This window comes from Sphingomonas abaci, assembly GCF_014199625.1.
Classification (GTDB): domain Bacteria; phylum Pseudomonadota; class Alphaproteobacteria; order Sphingomonadales; family Sphingomonadaceae; genus Sphingomonas; species Sphingomonas abaci.
In genome coordinates this window covers 118,683-136,551 of record NZ_JACHNY010000009.1, presented here as the reverse complement: position 1 = coordinate 136,551, position 17,869 = coordinate 118,683, and the positions used below count along the sequence as shown (strand labels likewise).

Genomic DNA, 17,869 nt, shown 5'->3' with positions numbered 1-17,869 from the left:
CCCGTTCCCCCATGTCCGATGAGGGCCGGCGGATCAGCCGGCCGCGCGCAGCCTGGCTACCGTTCGCTCAAAACCCCCAAGCTCCCGCTTGCCGGGGCTTGCTTGCGTCCAGGGTGCAGGCCGCCGGTGCGTGCAGCCCGTTCCCCCATGTCCGATGAGGGCCGGCGGATCAGCCGGCCGCGCGCAGCCTGGCTACCGTTCGCTCAAAACCCCCAAGCTCCCGCTTGCCGGGTCTTGCTTGCGTCCAGGGTGCAGGCCGCCGGTGCGGCCGGCGCGTGCAGCCCGCTCCCCCATGTCCGATGAGGGCCGGCGGATCAGCCGGCCGCGCGCAGCCTGGCTACCGTTCGCTCCCGCCCGATCAGCGGCAGCAGCGCCGCCATGTCGGGACCATGGTCGCGGCCGGTCAATGCGCGGCGCAGCGGCAGGAACAGCGCCTTGCCCTTGCGGCCGGTCGACGCCTTGAGCGCGCCGGTCAGCGCGTGCCAGGGATCGGCGGACCAATCGAGCGCTTCGGCCACTGCCGCGGCCTGGGCGCAATATTCCGCCTCTTCGGCCAGGTCGGCGGGCGCGAGCGGCCCTTCGATCACCTGCCACCAGTCGGCCGCGTCGGCGACCCGCTCCAGGTTCGGGCGCACCGCCGCCCAGGCGGCGTGGTCCATGCCGGCCGGCAGTCGGTCGGCCACCAGGTCGAACGGCAGTTGGTGGACGATCCGGGCGCTGACTTGCGCCAGTTCCGCCTCGTCGAACCGCGCCGGCGCGCGGCCGAAGCGGGCGAAGTCGAAGCCGTCGAGCAGCGGCGCCATGGCGGCGACCGGTTCCACGGGATCGCTGGTGCCGATGCGCGCGAGCAACGCCCGCACCGCCTGCGGCTCGATGCCGGTCGCACGGAAATGATCGACGCCGAGCGATCCCAGCCGCTTGGACAATTTGCCTTCCGCCCCGGTCAGCAGCGCGGCATGGGCGAACGCAGGCGCGGTCGCGCCCATCGCCTGGAACATCTGGAGTTGCAGCGCGGTGTTGGAGACATGGTCCTCGCCGCGCACGACATGGCTGATACCCATGTCGATATCGTCGATCGCCGATGGCAGCATGTAGAGCCACGAGCCATCGGCGCGGCGCACCACCGGATCGCTCATCGTCGCCGGATCGAAGCTCTGCGGCCCCCGCACCAGATCGTCCCAGGCGAGCGGCATGTCGTGATCGAGCCGGAAGCGCCAGTGCGGGCGCACCCCCTCCGCCTCCAGCGCGGTGCGCTCGGCCGCGGTGAGGCGCAGCGCGGCGCGATCATAGACCGGCGGCAGCCCCCGGCCGAGCAGCACCTTGCGTTTCAGGTCCAGCTCCTGCGCGCTTTCATAGGCCGGATAGATGCGGCCGGCCGCGACCAGCGCGTCGAACCGCGCCTGGTAGAGCGCGAATCGGGCGGACTGGCGGACTTCCGCATCGGGTTCCAGCCCCAGCCAGGCGAGATCGGCGCGGATCGCTTCGACGAATCGCTCCTCCGATCGCTCCGCGTCGGTGTCGTCGATGCGCAGAAGGAACCGTCCGCCGGTCTTCCGTGCCCACAGCCAATTATGCAGCGCGGTGCGGATGTTACCGACATGGAGCCGGCCGGTGGGCGAGGGGGCGAAGCGGGTCGTGGTCATCGTACCGCGTCCTCTAAGGTGCCGACGCCCCTTCCGCTACCCGCCCTTGGGGCCTAAGGGCACGCCCGAGGCGCGGGGAGTCATCACCATGAAACTGATTACCGGTAATTCCAACCTGCCGCTCGCGCGCGCGATCGGCGACTATCTCGAACTGCCGCTGACCGACGCGCTGGTCCGCCGCTTCGCCGACGAGGAGATCTTCGTCGAGATCCAGGAGAATGTGCGCGGCGAGGATGTGTTCGTCATCCAGTCGACCGGCTTTCCCGCCAACGACAATCTGATGGAGCTGCTGATCATCATCGACGCGCTGAAGCGCGCGTCGGCGCGGCGCATCACGGCGGTGATCCCCTATATGGGCTATGCCCGGCAGGATCGGAAGCCGGGGCCGCGCACGCCGATCTCGGCCAAGCTGGTCGCCAATTTGATCACCGTGGCGGGCGCGGACCGTGTCCTGTCGGTCGACCTCCATGCCGGGCAGATCCAGGGCTTCTTCGACATCCCCACCGACAATCTCTATGCCGCGCCGGTCATGTCGGCGGACATATTGGCGCGGTTCGAGGGGCAGAACCTGATGGTCGTCTCGCCCGACGTCGGCGGCGTGGTCCGCGCCCGCCAGCTTGCCAAGCGACTCGACAATGCGCCGCTCGCCATCGTCGACAAGCGGCGCGAGCGGGCCGGCGAGTCGGAGGTGATGAACATCATCGGTGACGTCGAGGGCCGGTTCTGCGTGCTGATCGACGATATCGTCGATTCGGCCGGCACGCTGTGCAACGCGGCGGCGGCGTTGCGCGCGGCGGGGGCGGAGGATGTCGTTGCCTATGTCACGCATGGCGTGCTGTCCGGCGGCGCGGTGGCGCGGGTCGCGGGATCGGCGCTGCGCGAACTGGTGATCACCGATTCGATCGGCAACCACGAGTCGATCAGCTCGACCGACAAGATCCGCCACTTGCCGATCGCGCCGCTGCTCGGCGAGGCGATCAAGCGCATCGCGGACGAGACCAGCGTGTCGAGCCTGTTCGACTGAGAAGGCGCGAAGAGGCGGAGGGGGATTCGCTTCCCTTCTCCGTTCCCCGGCGAAGGCCGGGGCCCAGTTGGGAAGGCTGTCATGAAGGTACGCTGCGCGTCGTCGCCATCGGCCCCCAACTGGACCCCGGCCGTCGCCGCGGAACAGCTAGGGGGTAAGCTTCGGCTCAGCCATCCGTCCGCCGCGTCTTCGCGTCTTCACGTGAACCCAGGGCTTCCCTACGCGGCCCGCGTACGCCGGCGCGCTGGCGGCGCTTCAGTTCAGCCTTCAGCCCCGCCGGGTCGGGCGCGACCAGGAAGCCGAAGCTGACATTGCCCTCGCGGGTCTCCACGACATGGTGGAGGCGATGGGCCTGGACGATGCGCTTCATGTAGGGCGACTTGGGCAGGTAGCGGGTCGGGATCCGCTGATGCACGATCACGTCGTGGAAGCCGAAATAGATCGCGCCATAGGCCGCCACGCCCGCGCCGACCCAGACCAGTCCCGGCCACCAGCCGAGCTGCATCGCGCCGAAGATCATCACGAAGGACGGCACCGCGAAGATCACCGCATAAAGGTCGTTCCACTCCCAATGGCCGGCACGGGCGCGGTGATGGCTGGCGTGCAGGAACCAGCCGGGTCCGTGCATCACCCAGCGATGCATCGCATAGGCGAAACCCTCCATGCCGATCACGGTCAGGAGGAAGAGGGCGATGCCGATCGGCCAGCTCATGTGAATTCCATATATATTGCGATGCGTTTGCAACAAGACTTGGGCGACGATGCGCGGACGGGGTAGATTTGCCCGGCCGCATGTGCGAAGGGCCGCCTGTCCTACCCGTAGCATAGCATAAGGCGAGGCGGCCCATGAACATTCACGAATATCAGGCGAAGGAATTGCTGGCGAAGTTCGGCGTTCCCGTCCCCGCGGGTTATGCCGCGCTCAGCGTCGACGAAGCGGTCGAGGCGGCGGGCAAGCTCCCCGGGCCGCTCTTTGTCGTCAAGGCGCAGATCCACGCCGGCGGCCGCGGCAAGGGCAAGTTCAAGGAACTGGCGCCCGAGGCGAAGGGCGGCGTGCGCCTCGCCAAGACCGCTGAGGAGGTGCGCGCGCACGCCACCGAGATGCTCGGCAACACGCTGGTGACGATCCAGACCGGCGACGCCGGCAAGCAGGTCAACCGCCTGTACGTGACCGACGGCGTTGACATCGCCAAGGAATTCTACCTGGCGCTGCTCGTCAACCGCGCGACCGGTCGCGTCTCCATGGTTGCCTCGACCGAGGGCGGCATGGACATCGAGACCGTGGCGCACGACACGCCCGAGAAGATCCACTCGATCGACATCGACACCGCGACCGGCTTCATGCCGCATCACGGCCGCGCCGTCGCCGCCGCGCTGGAGCTGACCGGTGACCTCGCCAAGCAGGCGGCCAATGTCGCGTCCAAGCTCTACGCCGCGTTCCTCGGCACCGATGCCGAGCAGATCGAGATCAACCCGCTCGCGGTCACCGAGGACGGCAAGCTGATGGTGCTCGACGCCAAGGTCGGCTTCGACGGCAACGCCATGTTCCGTCACAAGGACCTGATGGAGCTGCGCGACACCACCGAAGAGGACGCGATGGAGCTGGAGGCGTCGAAGTACGACCTGGCCTATATCAAGCTCGATGGCGACATCGGCTGCATGGTCAACGGCGCCGGCCTGGCCATGGCGACGATGGACATCATCAAGCTGAACGGCATGTTCCCGGCCAACTTCCTCGACGTCGGCGGTGGCGCCAACAAGGAGAAGGTCACCGCCGCGTTCAAGATCATCCTGAGCGATCCGGCGGTGAAGGGCATCCTGGTCAACATCTTCGGCGGCATCATGCGCTGCGACATCATCGCCGAGGGCATCGTCGCGGCCGCCAAGGAAGTGAACCTGTCGGTGCCGCTGGTCGTCCGGCTGGAAGGCACCAACGTGCAGGCCGGCAAGGACATCCTGGCCAATTCCGGCCTGGCGATCGTACCCGCCAACGACCTGGGCGACGCTGCCCAGAAGATCGTCGCCGAGGTGAAGAAGGTCGCCTGATTCGGTCGGCTCCGGCCATGGTGAATGGGGCCCGGGCGGAAACGTCCGGGCCCTTTTTCGTTGAGCCGGGGACGGGATGCGCATCTGCCGCTACGGCAACCGCGTGTCCCATACCGGACTTGCGAAAACCACGCGAAACCGCCACATGATGGGCAATGTCGCCCTGTAAAAATTGTGAGAGGGAAGCTCGATGAAGGTCTTGGTGCCGGTCAAGCGGGTGCTTGACTATAATGTGAAGCCGCGCGTGAAAGCGGACGGCACGGGCGTCGATCTCGCCAACGTCAAGATGAGCATGAACCCGTTCGACGAGATCGCCGTGGAAGAGGCGATCCGGCTGAAGGATCGCGCCGGCGTGACCGAGATCGTGGTCGTGTCGATCGGCGAGCCCAAGGCGCAGGAGACGATCCGCACCGCGCTGGCGATGGGCGCCGATCGCGGCATCCTGGTCACTGCGGAAACGCGGGTCGAGCCGCTCGGCGTCGCCAAGATCCTGGCGAAGATCGTCGAGGAGGAGCAGCCGCAGCTCGTCATTCTGGGCAAGCAGGCGATCGACGACGACAACAACCAGACCGGCCAGATGCTGGCGGGCCTGCTCGGCTGGGCGCAGGGCACCTTCGCCTCCAAGATCGAGATCGCGGGCGACACCGCCACCGTCACCCGCGAGGTCGATGGCGGGCTGGAGACCGACGCGCTCAAGCTGCCGGCGATCGTCACCACCGATCTTCGCCTCAACGAGCCGCGCTACGCCTCGCTGCCCAACATCATGAAGGCCAAGTCCAAGCCGTTGGCGCAGAAGACGGCGGCCGATTACGGCGTCGACGTGACGCCGCGCATCACGACGCTGAAGGTCGCCGAGCCGAACAAGCGCTCGGCCGGCGTGAAGGTGGCCGATGTCGACGAACTGGTGATGAAGCTCAAGGCGATGGGAGTGGCGAAGTGAAGACGCTGGTCTGGGTCGAGCATGACGGTTCGGCCGTCAAGGATGCCACGCTCGCCGCGGTGACCGCCGCGTCGAAGCTGGGCGAGGTGCATCTGCTGGTCGCGGGGCAGGGGGTCGACGGCGTCGCGCAGGCGGCGGCGAAGATCGCCGGCGTCGGCAAGGTCCATGTCGCCGACGATGCCGCCTATGCCCATGCGCTGGCGGAGAACATCGCGCCGCTGGTCGTGGACCTGATGGGCCATCATGATGCCTTCGTCGCCGCCGCCACCACCACCGGCAAGAACATCGCGCCGCGCGTCGCCGCGCTGCTCGACGTGATGCAGGTGTCGGAAGTGCTGTCGGTCGAGGGACCGGACACGTTCACGCGTCCCATCTATGCCGGCAACGCGATCGCCACCGTCCAGTCGTCGGACGCGAAGAAGGTGCTGACGATCCGCGGGACCGCCTTCGACAAGGCGGCGGCCGAGGGCGGCGCGGGCACGGTCGAGCCGGTGGCGTCCAAGGGCGAGCAGGGCCTTTCCTCCTATGTCGGATCCGAGATCGCGGCCAATGCCCGGCCGGAGCTGACCAGCGCCAAGATCATCGTGTCGGGCGGACGGGCGCTCGGCTCGGAGGAGCAGTTCCATGCGCTGATCGACCCGTTGGCGGACAAGCTGGGCGCGGGCGTCGGCGCCAGCCGCGCGGCGGTGGATGCCGGCTATGCACCCAACGACTATCAGGTCGGCCAGACCGGTAAGATCGTGGCGCCGGAAGTCTATGTCGCGGTCGGCATCTCGGGCGCGATCCAGCATCTGGCCGGCATGAAGGACAGCAAGACGATCATCGCGATCAACAAGGACGAGGACGCTCCAATCTTCCAGGTCGCCGACCTCGGCCTGGTCGGCGACCTGTTCAAGGTCGTGCCGGAACTGACCGAGAAGCTGTGAACGACGAAGGGCCGGCTGGCGTACGACGCCGAGCCGGCCCGTTTCTCCGCCGCCAGCGTGGCGGCGCTTACTGGAAGCGATTGAGCTTCCGTGCATAATGCTGGAGGCGCAGCGGCACCCAGTCCGTGATGAGATGATTCATCGCGACCTGGCGGTCCTTCTTGTCGGTCGTACCGGGACGGCTGCGGAAATTGGTGGTGCGCTGCGGCACCGCATCCAGACCCTCGGTGAAGGCCGTATAATAATAGGTGGCGATCGAACGGCGATCGCGATCGGGCGGGCAGGTCAGCGGATTGGGCTGACCATGATAGCTGTCCAGTGTCGTGCTGAAGACCACGGCGCGACCGAGCATCGGGGCGACGCTGACCTCGCACTTCGTCATCTTCGTGTCCCACAGTTCCAGCTCGCCGCCGAATTCGGGATTCCAGTCGTCATTGAGATAGACCAGCAGGTTGAGGCGGCGCTCCAGCTTGAGCTGGCTGTGGATGTTGAAGTCGGCATGGACGCCCAGATGGCCACCCGACCGGGTCAGATGCAGACCGCCGCCGGAGAAATACGGATCGGGGATCAGGCCCGAAATTCCCGTCATCTTTTCCAGAAAGGAAATGAAGGCCAGGCTGTTGAGTTCAGCGAGAAGGTTCAGCGTGGCGGGATGGCTGATCGCGTCCGGACCGAATTGGAACTTGAACCGCTCCTGGCTGCGATCGAAAAAGGTCCGCCCATCGGTGCTGGGATAATGATGGGCGACGTCGCGCAGCATGTCCTTGTCGAGGAAATCATCGATAACGATGTGCGGGAACGGTGCGGCGGATTGATAGGCGGCGGCATGGCGGTGGCCGACCTCGCCGCATTGCTGATGGTCGAACCGGCTATAGCCGGCACCCGAGAAATTGAGTTCAGCCACTGCCGCCCTGTTCCATTGTTAATGCTCGAGGATAGTAACAATGCTGAAAATAACCGGCAACGGGCGGTCGAAAAAAATTAGCACCGTCATGGAACAAAATCACTGAAGCCGCGATCCGCTCCGATTTTTTCTTCAATCAGAGCAGCGCGAACACCACGCAGGCCTCGTCGTCCAGCGACCGCACGGGCGGCTGAAGCGTCACGCGGGCCGCGGTCTGGCCGCTGCCGGGCGGCGGCGGCGGCGCTGGCGGCGGCGGTGGCGGCGGTGCGCCCTCTCCCAGTTGCTCCGCCTCGACCAGCGTCGGCCGCGTCCCGCCGCTATAGCTGGGCCAGCCCGCGAGCACGTCGGTGCGACAGACGCGCGCGGTCGGATCGATGATCTTCACCTGGCCCAGCCGGGCGCCGCTCGCCTCGGCGGCGGTACGGGCGCGGCGGGTGGCGTCGCGAATCGCCTCGTTGGCCAGGGCGGCGCGCGTCCTGTTGTCCGGCTCCAGCGTGAAGAACAGCGTCCCGATCGAGGTCGGCTGCGCCGCCAGCACGCTGTTATAGGTCGATTCGAGCGCCGCGATATCGCGCACCTCGATCTCGATCGTCGCCGTCACCTCATAGCGGTCGATGCGGTCGGCGCGTTCGTTGTCGACCAGATTGCCGGCCTTGTCGCGATACTGGTCGTAGAGCGGGCGGGTGCCGAGCGTGGTGGTCAGCCGCACCCGGTCGGCGCCGGTCGCGCGCAGGGCGGCGTCGAGGCTGGCGACCTTGCGCGTCGCGGCGGCGGCCGCCGCCGTCGACTCGCGCTCGACCGCGCTGAACCGGACGGTGAAGCGCGCGCGATTGGCGGGCAGGTCGACCCGCACCGAACCCAGCGAGGCGATCACCGGCTCGCGCATCCACCAGGGCGCGGGGATGTAGCGCGCGCCGATGTCGGCGGGGGGCGGCTGAATCTGCGCCCGGGCCGGCGCCGCCAGGCCCGACAACGGTCCCGCCACCATCAGCGTCGCCATCGCTATTCGCCGCATCCCCATGTCCTTCCCTGGTTTTCGTCCAGGTTAGGCAAGCGGTGCACCGCCGCCTAGTGATTTCGAGGATGCCGTGCGGCAACCCGCGGGCTAGGCTCGCGTTGACATAGGCTAACAGGAGGACCGATGACCCGTTTGCTCGTGCCCGCCGCCGCGCTGCTGATGCTGGGCGCCTGTGGATCGCCCCGGCAGGATGCCGCCGTCGCGACCAACACCGTCAGCGTGCCCGAGGGCGACTATGTCGCCAAGATCCGCGCCCTGCCGCCGGGCCAGCAGAATGGCGTGTTCCTGCGCGCGGTCCGCGACAGCGGCCGCGACTGTCAGGACGTGACCCAGGCCCAGGAGGTCGGCAGCATCAACAACGCACCCACCTGGGCGGTGACCTGCGACAAGCGGACGCGTTGGCTGGTCGCGATCAATGCCGACGGCATCGCCATCGTGACCGACCCGTCCGAACTGCCGCGCACCCAACCCAAGGGCTGAGCCGGGGTCAGGCGCGGCGTTCCAGCGCGTTGATCCCGGCATGGATCAGCGCCTCCGCGTCACGCCGGGGCAGGCCGGGCGGCACCGCCGCGCCGTAGCGGAGCGTGATGACGCCCGGCCGCTTCAGCCCTTTGCGGGGCCAGCACCGGCCGCTATCGGTTGCGACGGGCACGCAGGGCATGTCGAGCGCGCCGTAGAGGCCGGCGAAGCCGGGTTTCAGCGGCGGCGTCTCGCCGGGAGCGACGCGGGTGCCTTCCGGGAAGATCAGCACCGAGCGGCCCTGCGCCCTGGCGCGTCGCGCGTCCTTGATCATCTGGCGCAGCGCGGCGGCCGAGGCCTCGCGATCGACGGGGATCGCGCCATAGCGCAACGCCGCCCAGCCCCAGACCGGGATGTCCGCCAACTCGCGCTTCAGCACCATCGCCGCGCCGTCAAGGCGCATCTGCAGCTCCAGCGTCTCCCACATCGCCTGGTGCTTGGCGGCATAGAGCGCCGGGCCGCTCGGTCGCTCGCCCTCCACCGCCACGCGGATGCCCAGCACCCAGCGGACGAGTTGGTGGTGGAAGCGAGTCCAGGCGGTGGCGTGGCGGATCATCGCGCGCTGCCCGAACAGCGCCGAGACCGGGGCCAGCCCGACGATCACGACCGAGCCGATGCCGAAGAACAGGGCGAAGACGAGGTTGCGCAGCAGGATCACAGGCCGATCCATAGGGCGATGCGGCGCAGGAGCAATTTGTTATATTCATTGACCAGCGTGGCGAGGCGCGGCGTGCCCGGCACCCCGTCGCCGAGCACCACGACATGGTGGCCGAGCGCGGCGGCCAGCTCCATCCGGGCGCGCGGCAGATGCCAGTCGGAGGTGACCAGCCGGATGCTGCGATAGCCATGTCGCTGGACCCAGCCCGCCGTCTCTTCGGCGTTGGAGCGGGTATCGACCGCCTCGGCGCCTAGGTCGACGCAACAGGCGAACAGCGCCGCCGATCCCGGATAGGTGCGCGCCAGGTCGGCGGCGCGGACCCCCGGCGCGACGCCTGTCACCAGCATCCGGCGCGCCTGATGGTCGCGCATCAGTTCGAGCCCGCGATCGATCCGCCCCGCGCCGCCGGTCGGCACGACGATGGCGTCGGTGGTGTTCCCCTCCAGCGGGCGGGGGAGCAGCAGCATGAACGCCGCGAAGCCCAGGCACCAGCCGATCGTGGCGAAGGCGAAGAGCCGCGCGATCACAGATTGTGCCGCAAGGCGCGGGTCACGGTCCAGCGCGCGGCCAGCGTCGCGACGCCCATGAACAGGAAGGGCAAGGCAGCGAGCAACGCCCAGTCGAGCGGCGCGAGCAGGATGCCGCCGAGCAGTTCGGAGCCGAGCCGCGACACCTGCCCGCCGACCAGGGCGGTCATCCCCATGGCGGCGGCGGTGCCGACCAGCCCGCCCATCGCCGCGTCGCGCACGATCCGCCGCTGGAACAGTCGGGCGACCTGCACGTCGGTCGAGCCGAGCATGTGCATCACCTCGATCGTGCCACGATGCGCCTCCAGCCCGGCCCGCGCGGTCAGCACCACGACGATCGCGGTGGCGAGCGCCAGCAGCGCCACCAGCGCCGCCGCCAGCCAGGTCAGCGTCCGCATCAACCCGCTGACCGGCGACATCCAGCTCTGGTGCCGGTCGACGCGCGCCAGCGGGCTCGCCGCGCGGACCTGTCCCGCGACCCGCGCCACGCTGGCGTCGTCGGCATCGCGCAGGTCGACATCGATCATCGCCGGCACCGGCAATTCGCCGTCCTCCGCCGCCTCGCCCAGCCAGGGGCGGAGCAGCCGGACCAGATCGGCGCGCGGCACCGCGACCGCGCGCGTCACCTGGGGCATCCGCCGCAACCGCGCCAGCACCGCGCCCGCCGCGGCGTCGCTCGCCCGCGCGTCGCCGCCGACCAGCTGCACGGTCAGCCGCCCGGCGAGCTGGCGGTCGAGCAACCGGCCGGCACTGGCGGTGCCCAGGCCCAGCGCCGCCGCCAGCACGGTCAGGAACAGCATGATCGCCATCACCCACACCATGGCGCGCAGGCCGCGCGCCTCGTCCAGCACGCGCGCGGTGCGATTCTCGCTCATGCCGCCGCCGTCGGGAAACGCAGCAGGCCGGTCGGATCGTGCAGCCGGCCGCGGTCCAGCCGCATCATCTGCGCCTGGGGCAGGCGGGTCAGCAGGTGCAGGTCGTGGGTGGCGACGACCACGGTGGTGCCCAGCTTGCCGAGCGAGCCGAACAGGTGGATCAGCCGGTCGGCCATTTCCGGATCGACATTGCCGGTCGGCTCGTCGGCGACCAGCAGTTCGGGCCGGGCGATCACCGCGCGGGCGATGGCGACGCGCTGCTGCTCGCCGCCCGACAGCGTCGCCGGCCGCGCCTCCGCCCGGTCGGCCAGGCCGACCCAGGCCAGCATCTCGCGCACCGCTTCGTTGATCTCGGCAACCGGCATGCCGGCGACGTGCAGCGGCAGCGCGATATTGTCCCAGGCGGACAGATGCGGCACCAGCCGGAAATCCTGGAACACCACGCCGATGCGGCGGCGGAAGCCGGGGAGCCGATCGCGCGGCAGCACCACCGCATCCTCGCCGAACAGGCGGATGATGCCGCGGCTGGGCCGCTGCGCCAGGTACATGAGGCGCAGCAGCGATGTCTTGCCCGCGCCGCTCGCCCCGGTCAGGAAATAGAATGCGCCGGATTGCAGCGAGAAGCTGATGTCGCTCAGCGTTTCCGTGCCCGAGCCGTAGCGCAAGCCGACATTTTCGAACTGCACGATCGTCGCCATGGATGGGAAAAGGCCATTACATGCCCGTCGCGACGCTTCAAGCCGGTGGCTGCGATGCTTGAACGCTTGCCACGCGCGGCAACGGCATGGCACATCGGCCGGATCGTGCCACGGGGGGTGGCTCATCGGCGAAGCGTGCATCCATAATGATCCTCGAATGTCCCGAATGCCGCACCCGTTACCTGGTGCCCGACAGTGCGATTGGGGCGGAGGGGCGGACCGTCCGCTGCGCCAATTGCCGGCACAGCTGGTTCCAGCAGCTGCCGCCGCCCGACGCCCCGCCATCGCCGCTGATGCCCGACCTGGTCGCGGCGGGGGCGGAGGCGCCCGCGCATCAGGATCCCGCGCCCGCGGTCGCGCCGCCGGCCGCGCCGACGATTGCCCCGGGCAGCGACGACTGGGCTGCGCCGGCGCCCGCGCGTCCCTTCGCGCCGCCGCCGCCGATCGTGCCGCCGCCCGGCGGCTATGACGCGCATGTCCAGCGTCCGCAGACCCGCCGCCCGCGCCGCAATCCGGCGCGGCGCTGGACGATCCTGGCGGTGCTGGCGGGGCTGTTGATGCTGGTGGGCGCGGGCGCGATCCTGTGGTCGGGCGCACCCGGCCTCGCCAGCCGCATCGGCCTCGCCTTCGGTCCCGATCAGACGCCGCTGCGATTCGTGCGTGGGCCGGTCGAGCGGCGCGAACTGGAGAACGGCTCCGAATTGTTCGCGGTCAGCGGGCAGGTGGTCAATCCGACCGGCGGCGAACAGCGCGTGCCCGACATACTGGTCGAGCTGAAGGACGCGCCCGGCACCAAGGGACGCACCGTCTATAGCTGGACGATCACGCCGCAGCGGCGGATGCTTGCGCCCGGCGCCAGCCTGGACTTCAATTCCGCGAAGCTCGACGTGCCGGCCAATTCGCGCCAGCTCGACCTCAGCTTCGTCGGCGAGGGTAGCTGAGGCCCGAGAAAATCGCATCGGGGGGAGTTGCGGGGGAACGGATGCCTTGCTAAAGGCACCCGCCTACCGAATGCCGGGTCGCCCGGTGTTCTGACATGTGCGGTCATGGCGGAATTGGTAGACGCGCAACGTTGAGGTCGTTGTGGCCGAAAGGCCGTGGAAGTTCGAGTCTTCTTGACCGCACCATCTCCCCTGCCATCGGGGACGCCGGCCGAGCCGGATCAGCACTATGTATCAGCGAGAGGGCGTCGGGGGTCCGATGCCGATGTCCATGCGACATTTCGGCCATGAGACGGTGTCGACCCGGGCTTCGGCGAACGCAGGAGCCTGGAGCTACTAAAGGCGTCGCTCACAGCCTGGGAAAGCCTGACGCCGTGCGGACGCAGGAGCGGGGCTCGCTTCGGTTCGCTGTCCTGCTGTTCCAAACCGACGCTAGCGCATCAGCCCCGCCGCGCGCAGCGCCTGCTCGATCGTCGCCTGCACGCCACCCGCGACCTTCAGCGGATCGAAACCGGGCTCGCTCGCTCGGGGGGCGGGCCGCTCCGCCGCCGCGTGCCCGGCCGGGATCAGGCTCCAGTCCCGCGCCAATCGCAGCGTGCTCGCCAAGCCGACATCGATCATGTGCGGCCCCGCCGCGCCCAGCGCGTCCGGGCCATGCGGGTCGATCGGCACGCCGTGGCCCAGCCCGGTGATGGTCCATTCCTCGACCAGCGGCGCGCCGTCCGGACCGGGCCAGACCCGGTGCGACCAGTTGCGATCGGCCTCCGTCGTCGCGGGAGCCGGCGGCAGGTCGTACGCCGCCAGCCACTGCCGGGTCAGCGCGTCGCGATTGGCCAGCACCACGGTCGAATCGCTGGTGCCGTGCCAGATCGCCACCCGCGGCCGTCGCGCCGACCTGGGCGCGGCGGCGCGCACCGCCGCGCCCGCCGCCGCGTCGTCGGCCAGGCCATGGCCGCGCATCCGGTCCAGCGCCTGCGGCACGGTGGCGGCGGCGGCATAGGGCAGGCCGGCGAAGATCGCGCCGCTGGCGAACAATTCGGGCCAGGCGGCGAGCATCGCGGCGGTCATCGCGCCGCCGGCGGACAGGCCGGTGACATGGATGCGCGCCGGGTCCAGTCCGTGTCGCGCGACCATCGCCCGGATCATCTGCGCGATCGACTCCACCTCGCCGCCATGACGGGCGATGTCGGCGGGGACGAACCAGTTGAAGCAGAGATTGGCGTTGTTCTCGCGGCGCTGCTCGGGGAACAGCAACGCGAACCCCGCCTGCTCCGCCAGCGTCGACCAGCCCGTGCCCCGGTCATAGACGCTCGCCGATTGCGTGCAGCCATGCAGGCAGACGACCAGGGGCGCATCGGCCGGCAGGTCGGCCGGGACATGGCAGCGCGCCCGCAAGGCACCGGGATTGCTGCCGAATCCGGTCAGTTCGGCCAGGCGGTCATCGGCGCCGTCACTGGGCATGGTCAGGCCGGATTGTTGCGCCAGGCGCGAAAGCGTATCGGAAAGGTTGCGCATGACAGGCTCCTCGACCGGCCGGCCAGGGTGCATCGCGGCGGCCTGCCAGACAAGCCTATATGGGTCTCATGCTGCATTGCACAATAAGCCGGCCGCCGGGCATGGCGTCCGACCCCGCCGGACCTATGCGAAAGGGCCGCCAAGCAGCGTCCGGCAGACCCTCATTCCCGTGCCGCTCCTCCTGCGGCCGCGATCGGATCAGACGTAGCGGATCGCCACGCCGCGCCGCCGGCTCCGGCACCGCCGCCACCACGGTGGCGAACACCGTCGCGGTCGAACCGCCCGAGGCGATCAGCGGGAAGTGGTCGAGGTCCCGCGCATCGATTTCGTAGAAGGTCGTTTGGTTGCCGATGCGGTTCCTGCCGCCACCGCCGGCATGGATGCCGACATCGGCGATGCCGTTCCAGCATGCGGGGGGCGTCGACGGGCTCGTTCGCATGGGATGACAGGCCTGGGATGTCGGCGCTCGACACCTGGCTGTAGGCGAAGGCACCGCCGTCATAGCCAAACGCGTCCAGCGCCGTGTTGATCGTGCCGTTATTGTTGTCGTTCACGCCGCAAGAGCCGCGGCGACCAAGATCCTCTTCCTGTCTCGACCTTTTCGGCATGGTCGTGCCGCCCGTGCTTGCGGACTGGCGACGGCTCGACGCGGGTGCTTGGCGACGTCTGCGGTCATGTCGAGCCCAAGGGAGGCGGCCGGGACATCGGGCGACTGGTCGTCGTCGGCGGTGGCCCGACCGTCAGAGGGTGGCGCGTCGCTCTTCCAAGCGCCACCCAAGCTGGTAAGGGTCATGACCGATCGCCCCCGTTCCCCGGAGTTTCCCTTGGCCCAGAGCCCGATTGCCGACCCTGCCGCCGAGGACGCGATCCGGGCGCGATTCCTGCAGCAGATGCGGCTGGTGCCGGGCGCGGTGGCGATCGTCGCGACGGCGCAGGGGTCGCGGCGGACCGGGCTGGTCGCCACCGCCTGGAACTCGCTGTGCGCCGATCCGCCGATGCTGCTCGCCTGCATCAACCGGCGGTCGAGCGCGCATCCGATCGTCGCGGATGCGCGGGCGTTCAGCATCAACCTGCTCGCGGCCGACCATGCGGAGACGGTGGCGATCTTCTCGGCGCGGCGCGGGCTGGACGGCGCGGCGCGCTTCCTGGAGGGTGCCTGGACGGACGGGCCGGGCGGACAGCCGCTGCTCAACGATGCGGTCGCGGCGTTCGAATGCGCGCTCGACGACCTGCACGACTATGGCACGCACAGCATCCTGATCGGTCGAGTCGGAGCGATGCGGTCGCGCGCCGATGCGCCGGCCATGCTCTATCTCGATGGCGGTTTCGCCTCCGCCGTCCTCAATCCGCGCGACTGAGCTGTTCGGTCGAAGTGTTCGCAGCTGCGGCGAAGTACCGGCGCAAAAGCCGGCGCCCTACGCCGCCAACTCTGCCGCATCTGCGAAGATGATGAAAAATCATCATGATTCGTCAAGATTCTGTCAGACTCTTCTTGCCAGTGGCAAGAATTGAGCGCAGCATCCTCTCTCCAACAGAACCACAGGTTCGGGGAGAGGATTGCCCATGATCTATGTCGAGATCCTGATCGGATGCCTGGCCGCCGCGACGGTGCTGACCCCGGTGGTGATGGCCGTGACGATGAAGAAGGCGGACAAGCCGGAATCGCATCTCATCCCCTGACCCGGCTCAGCCGCCGGTCAGCGTGCGCGCGAACAGGGCGAACATCCATCCGGTCGCCTGGGCGAACAGCGCCGGGTCGTAGCGGGGACCCTCGTCGCGCAGAAAGGCGTGGGCGGCGTTCACCTCATGCCATTCGTAGCGCGCGCCGACCGCTTCCAGCCGGGCGCGGATCGTTTCGCGGCCGGCGAAGGGGACATGGGGATCCTGCCGGCCCCAGACGAACAGCGTCTCGCCGCCGAGCTCGTCCAGCCGCGCCAGACTGTCGTCCTGCCGGCCCGCGCCCAGCGTGCCCGAATGGACATCGGTGGGGTAGAAGAGCGCCGCAGCCGCCACGCGCGGATCGAATGCCGCGCGCAGGGCAAGATGCCCGCCCAGGCAGACGCCGACGCTGCCCAGCCGCCCGGTGCAGGCGGGGTGCGCGGCCAGAAGGTCGAGCGCCAGCCCGGCATCCGCGTCGAAGCCCGCCACCGGCTTGGTGATCTTCAGCGCGTTGCCGCGATCGGTGCCCGGCTGGTCATAGGCGAGCACGGTGCCCGGCGCTTCATGTTCGTGATAGACCTCCGGCACCGCGACGACATAGCCATGGCCGGCGATATAGGCGGCGAGGCGGCGGATCGGCGCGGTCACCTGGTAGATCTCGGAGAACAGCACCAGTCCGGGAAACCGGCCGGGCAGGGCGGGGCGGAACAGATGCGTCCGCATCACCCCGCCATCGGCGCTGGGCACGTCTTCAAATTCGTCGCTGCGCAGGATCATGGTCGTAGTCCGTAAGCTTGGAGGGTCGGGGACCCGCCCCCTACAGCACGCCCGGATAGGCGCCGCCATCGATCAGGATCGACTGGCCGGTGATATAGCCCGCCCGGTCCGAGCACAGGAAGGCGCAAGTCGCGCCGAACTCGTCGGGCTCGCCCAGGCGTCCGGCGGGGATGGCGCGGCGGCGGCGCTCCAGCGCCTCCTCTGGCGCGATGCCGGCGGCCTGGGCGGCGGTGCGATTGAGTGCGTCGATCCGCCGCGTGGCGAAGGCGCCCGGCAGGAGGAAGTTGATCGTCACCCCCGAGCCCGCCACCTGGCGTGCGACGCCCGCCAGGAAACCGGTCAGGCCAATCCGCGCGCCGCTCGACAGGTCGAGCCCGGCGAGCGGCTGCTTCACCGAGGCGGAGGTGATGCACAGGATGCGTCCCCAGCCGCGCTCGGCCATGCCGTCGACGGTGCGGCGGACCATGTCGATCGGCACGACCATGTTGGCCTCCACCCCGGCATGGATCGCCGCGCCGTCGAGCTGGCGGAAATCGCGCGCGGGCGGGCCGCCATTGTTGTTGACCAGGATGTCGACCGCGCCGCCCGCCGCCTCGACCAGCGCGGCGCGGACATCGGCGTCGCCCAGGTCGCCGGGCACGAAGGTGACGGTGGCGCCGGTCTCCGCCCGGATCGCGGCGGCGGTCGCCGCTCCGTCGCCCGCGTCGCGGCCGTTCACCACCAGCCTGCAGCCGGCGCGGGCAAGCGCGAAGGCGCAGGCGCGGCCCAGCCCGTGGCTGGAGGCGCAGACGATAGCGGTGCGGCCGGCAATTCCCAGATCCATGATCGCTCCTTCGATGGGTCGCGCTCCTCTGCCGCAGTTTGGCGGTTCCCGCCAGCATCTGCGGGAGGCAAAACCGTGACCGTTGATACGATCTTGACCGCCCATGCAAGGTGGGATCGCGTCCCGTTTTGGGGCGGATTCAAGTGGATAAGTCGTTAAATTAAATCAACGCTTTTGCGGTGCAGGATCGTCGGCTGAGCGGGTGAAAAATCTTCATTATGGATCAGTGTGATAGGACGAGGGCGATTGAACCTCTCGGGCCGAAGTCTGGCCGTTATCATGTCATCCTTTTGAAAATATTGTCACTTCTCGCCCAGGTGCGGACGAGAGCCACCGGATCCGCGAAAGTAATTCGCAAGTTACTGCTTTTGCTGCA

General features: G+C 68.9%; 19 protein-coding genes and 1 tRNA gene. 8 read left to right on the top strand and 12 right to left on the bottom strand.

Annotated elements, in window-relative coordinates; genetic code table 11:
• Window positions 1-314: 314 nt before the first annotated feature.
• On the bottom strand, window positions 315-1,643 hold the full coding sequence (locus tag GGQ96_RS17505; RefSeq protein ID WP_184116721.1) for a glutamate--tRNA ligase: 1,329 nt from the start codon (window positions 1,641-1,643) through the stop codon (window positions 315-317).
• A gap of 88 nt (window positions 1,644-1,731) precedes the next feature.
• On the opposite strand from GGQ96_RS17505, the gene GGQ96_RS17500 reads away from it, so the two are divergent.
• Entirely contained in the window at window positions 1,732-2,667 is a 936-nt protein-coding gene (locus tag GGQ96_RS17500; protein WP_184116720.1) for a ribose-phosphate pyrophosphokinase, read from the top strand.
• A gap of 166 nt (window positions 2,668-2,833) precedes the next feature.
• On the opposite strand, the gene GGQ96_RS17495 is transcribed toward GGQ96_RS17500, so the two are convergent.
• The gene (locus GGQ96_RS17495) at window positions 2,834-3,379 is read right to left on the bottom strand and encodes a sterol desaturase family protein (protein ID WP_184116719.1); all 546 of its coding nucleotides are present in this window, start codon (window positions 3,377-3,379) and stop codon (window positions 2,834-2,836) included.
• A gap of 134 nt (window positions 3,380-3,513) precedes the next feature.
• Here GGQ96_RS17495 and sucC point away from each other — a divergent pair, with 134 nt between their 5' ends.
• The 3 genes from sucC (at window position 3,514) to GGQ96_RS17480 (ending at window position 6,579) form a co-directional block, all read left to right on the top strand.
• Window positions 3,514-4,713, top strand: a complete 1,200-nt coding sequence (gene sucC, locus GGQ96_RS17490; protein ID WP_184116718.1) for an ADP-forming succinate--CoA ligase subunit beta — start codon at window positions 3,514-3,516, stop codon at window positions 4,711-4,713.
• Window positions 4,714-4,903: 190 nt separating this feature from the next.
• Window positions 4,904-5,653, top strand: a complete 750-nt coding sequence (locus GGQ96_RS17485) for an electron transfer flavoprotein subunit beta/FixA family protein (RefSeq protein ID WP_125996725.1) — start codon at window positions 4,904-4,906, stop codon at window positions 5,651-5,653.
• Window positions 5,650-6,579 carry an FAD-binding protein gene (locus tag GGQ96_RS17480; RefSeq protein ID WP_184116717.1) on the top strand — a complete coding sequence of 310 codons (930 nt, stop codon included), beginning with the start codon at window positions 5,650-5,652 and terminating at the stop codon, window positions 6,577-6,579. The genes GGQ96_RS17485 and GGQ96_RS17480 overlap by 4 nt, the downstream gene beginning before the upstream one ends.
• Window positions 6,580-6,646: 67 nt before the next feature.
• Here the strand turns inward: GGQ96_RS17480 and GGQ96_RS21805 are convergent, their stop codons facing one another.
• Window positions 6,647-7,483 (bottom strand): 2OG-Fe(II) oxygenase, encoded by an 837-nt coding sequence (locus tag GGQ96_RS21805; RefSeq protein ID WP_343059105.1) that lies wholly within the window; start codon window positions 7,481-7,483, stop codon window positions 6,647-6,649.
• Between the two features lie 136 nt (window positions 7,484-7,619).
• Entirely contained in the window at window positions 7,620-8,498 is an 879-nt protein-coding gene (locus GGQ96_RS17470; RefSeq protein WP_246360691.1) for an SIMPL domain-containing protein, read from the bottom strand.
• 126 nt (window positions 8,499-8,624) lie between these two features.
• On the opposite strand from GGQ96_RS17470, the gene GGQ96_RS17465 reads away from it, so the two are divergent.
• Complete coding sequence (locus tag GGQ96_RS17465) at window positions 8,625-8,981, top strand: hypothetical protein (RefSeq protein ID WP_184116716.1); 357 nt, start codon at window positions 8,625-8,627, stop codon at window positions 8,979-8,981.
• A gap of 7 nt (window positions 8,982-8,988) precedes the next feature.
• Here GGQ96_RS17465 and GGQ96_RS17460 read toward each other — a convergent pair whose 3' ends face one another.
• From GGQ96_RS17460 to ftsE, 4 genes are read right to left on the bottom strand one after another with little or no spacing between them, the layout of a single operon-like run.
• On the bottom strand, window positions 8,989-9,678 hold the full coding sequence (locus tag GGQ96_RS17460) for a 1-acyl-sn-glycerol-3-phosphate acyltransferase (protein ID WP_184116715.1): 690 nt from the start codon (window positions 9,676-9,678) through the stop codon (window positions 8,989-8,991).
• Window positions 9,675-10,205, bottom strand: coding sequence for an ElyC/SanA/YdcF family protein (locus GGQ96_RS17455; protein ID WP_184116714.1), 531 nt, complete (start codon window positions 10,203-10,205; stop codon window positions 9,675-9,677). The genes GGQ96_RS17460 and GGQ96_RS17455 overlap by 4 nt, the downstream gene beginning before the upstream one ends.
• On the bottom strand, window positions 10,202-11,080 hold the full coding sequence (locus tag GGQ96_RS17450; protein ID WP_184116713.1) for a cell division protein FtsX: 879 nt from the start codon (window positions 11,078-11,080) through the stop codon (window positions 10,202-10,204). Before GGQ96_RS17450 ends, GGQ96_RS17455 begins: the two co-directional genes overlap by 4 nt.
• The gene (ftsE, locus tag GGQ96_RS17445) at window positions 11,077-11,778 is read right to left on the bottom strand and encodes a cell division ATP-binding protein FtsE (protein ID WP_184116712.1); all 702 of its coding nucleotides are present in this window, start codon (window positions 11,776-11,778) and stop codon (window positions 11,077-11,079) included. The genes GGQ96_RS17450 and ftsE overlap by 4 nt, the downstream gene beginning before the upstream one ends.
• Before the next feature lie 146 nt (window positions 11,779-11,924).
• Between ftsE and GGQ96_RS17440 the strand changes: the two genes are divergently transcribed.
• The gene (locus GGQ96_RS17440) at window positions 11,925-12,719 is read left to right on the top strand and encodes a zinc-ribbon domain-containing protein (protein WP_184116711.1); all 795 of its coding nucleotides are present in this window, start codon (window positions 11,925-11,927) and stop codon (window positions 12,717-12,719) included.
• Window positions 12,720-12,818: 99 nt separating this feature from the next.
• Window positions 12,819-12,905: transfer RNA gene (locus tag GGQ96_RS17435), tRNA-Leu, on the top strand.
• A 246-nt stretch (window positions 12,906-13,151) separates the two neighbouring features.
• On the opposite strand, the gene GGQ96_RS17430 is transcribed toward GGQ96_RS17435, so the two are convergent.
• Window positions 13,152-14,234 (bottom strand): extracellular catalytic domain type 1 short-chain-length polyhydroxyalkanoate depolymerase, encoded by a 1,083-nt coding sequence (locus GGQ96_RS17430; protein WP_184116710.1) that lies wholly within the window; start codon window positions 14,232-14,234, stop codon window positions 13,152-13,154.
• A gap of 55 nt (window positions 14,235-14,289) precedes the next feature.
• The gene (locus GGQ96_RS17425; RefSeq protein ID WP_184116709.1) at window positions 14,290-14,673 is read right to left on the bottom strand and encodes a hypothetical protein; all 384 of its coding nucleotides are present in this window, start codon (window positions 14,671-14,673) and stop codon (window positions 14,290-14,292) included.
• 385 nt (window positions 14,674-15,058) lie between these two features.
• Between GGQ96_RS17425 and GGQ96_RS17420 the strand changes: the two genes are divergently transcribed.
• Entirely contained in the window at window positions 15,059-15,592 is a 534-nt protein-coding gene (locus GGQ96_RS17420; RefSeq protein WP_221240034.1) for a flavin reductase family protein, read from the top strand.
• Between the two features lie 328 nt (window positions 15,593-15,920).
• On the opposite strand, the gene GGQ96_RS17415 is transcribed toward GGQ96_RS17420, so the two are convergent.
• Window positions 15,921-16,670 (bottom strand): dienelactone hydrolase family protein, encoded by a 750-nt coding sequence (locus GGQ96_RS17415; RefSeq protein ID WP_184116707.1) that lies wholly within the window; start codon window positions 16,668-16,670, stop codon window positions 15,921-15,923.
• A gap of 40 nt (window positions 16,671-16,710) precedes the next feature.
• Window positions 16,711-17,493 carry an SDR family oxidoreductase gene (locus GGQ96_RS17410; protein ID WP_184116706.1) on the bottom strand — a complete coding sequence of 261 codons (783 nt, stop codon included), beginning with the start codon at window positions 17,491-17,493 and terminating at the stop codon, window positions 16,711-16,713.
• Window positions 17,494-17,869 lie beyond the last annotated feature (376 nt).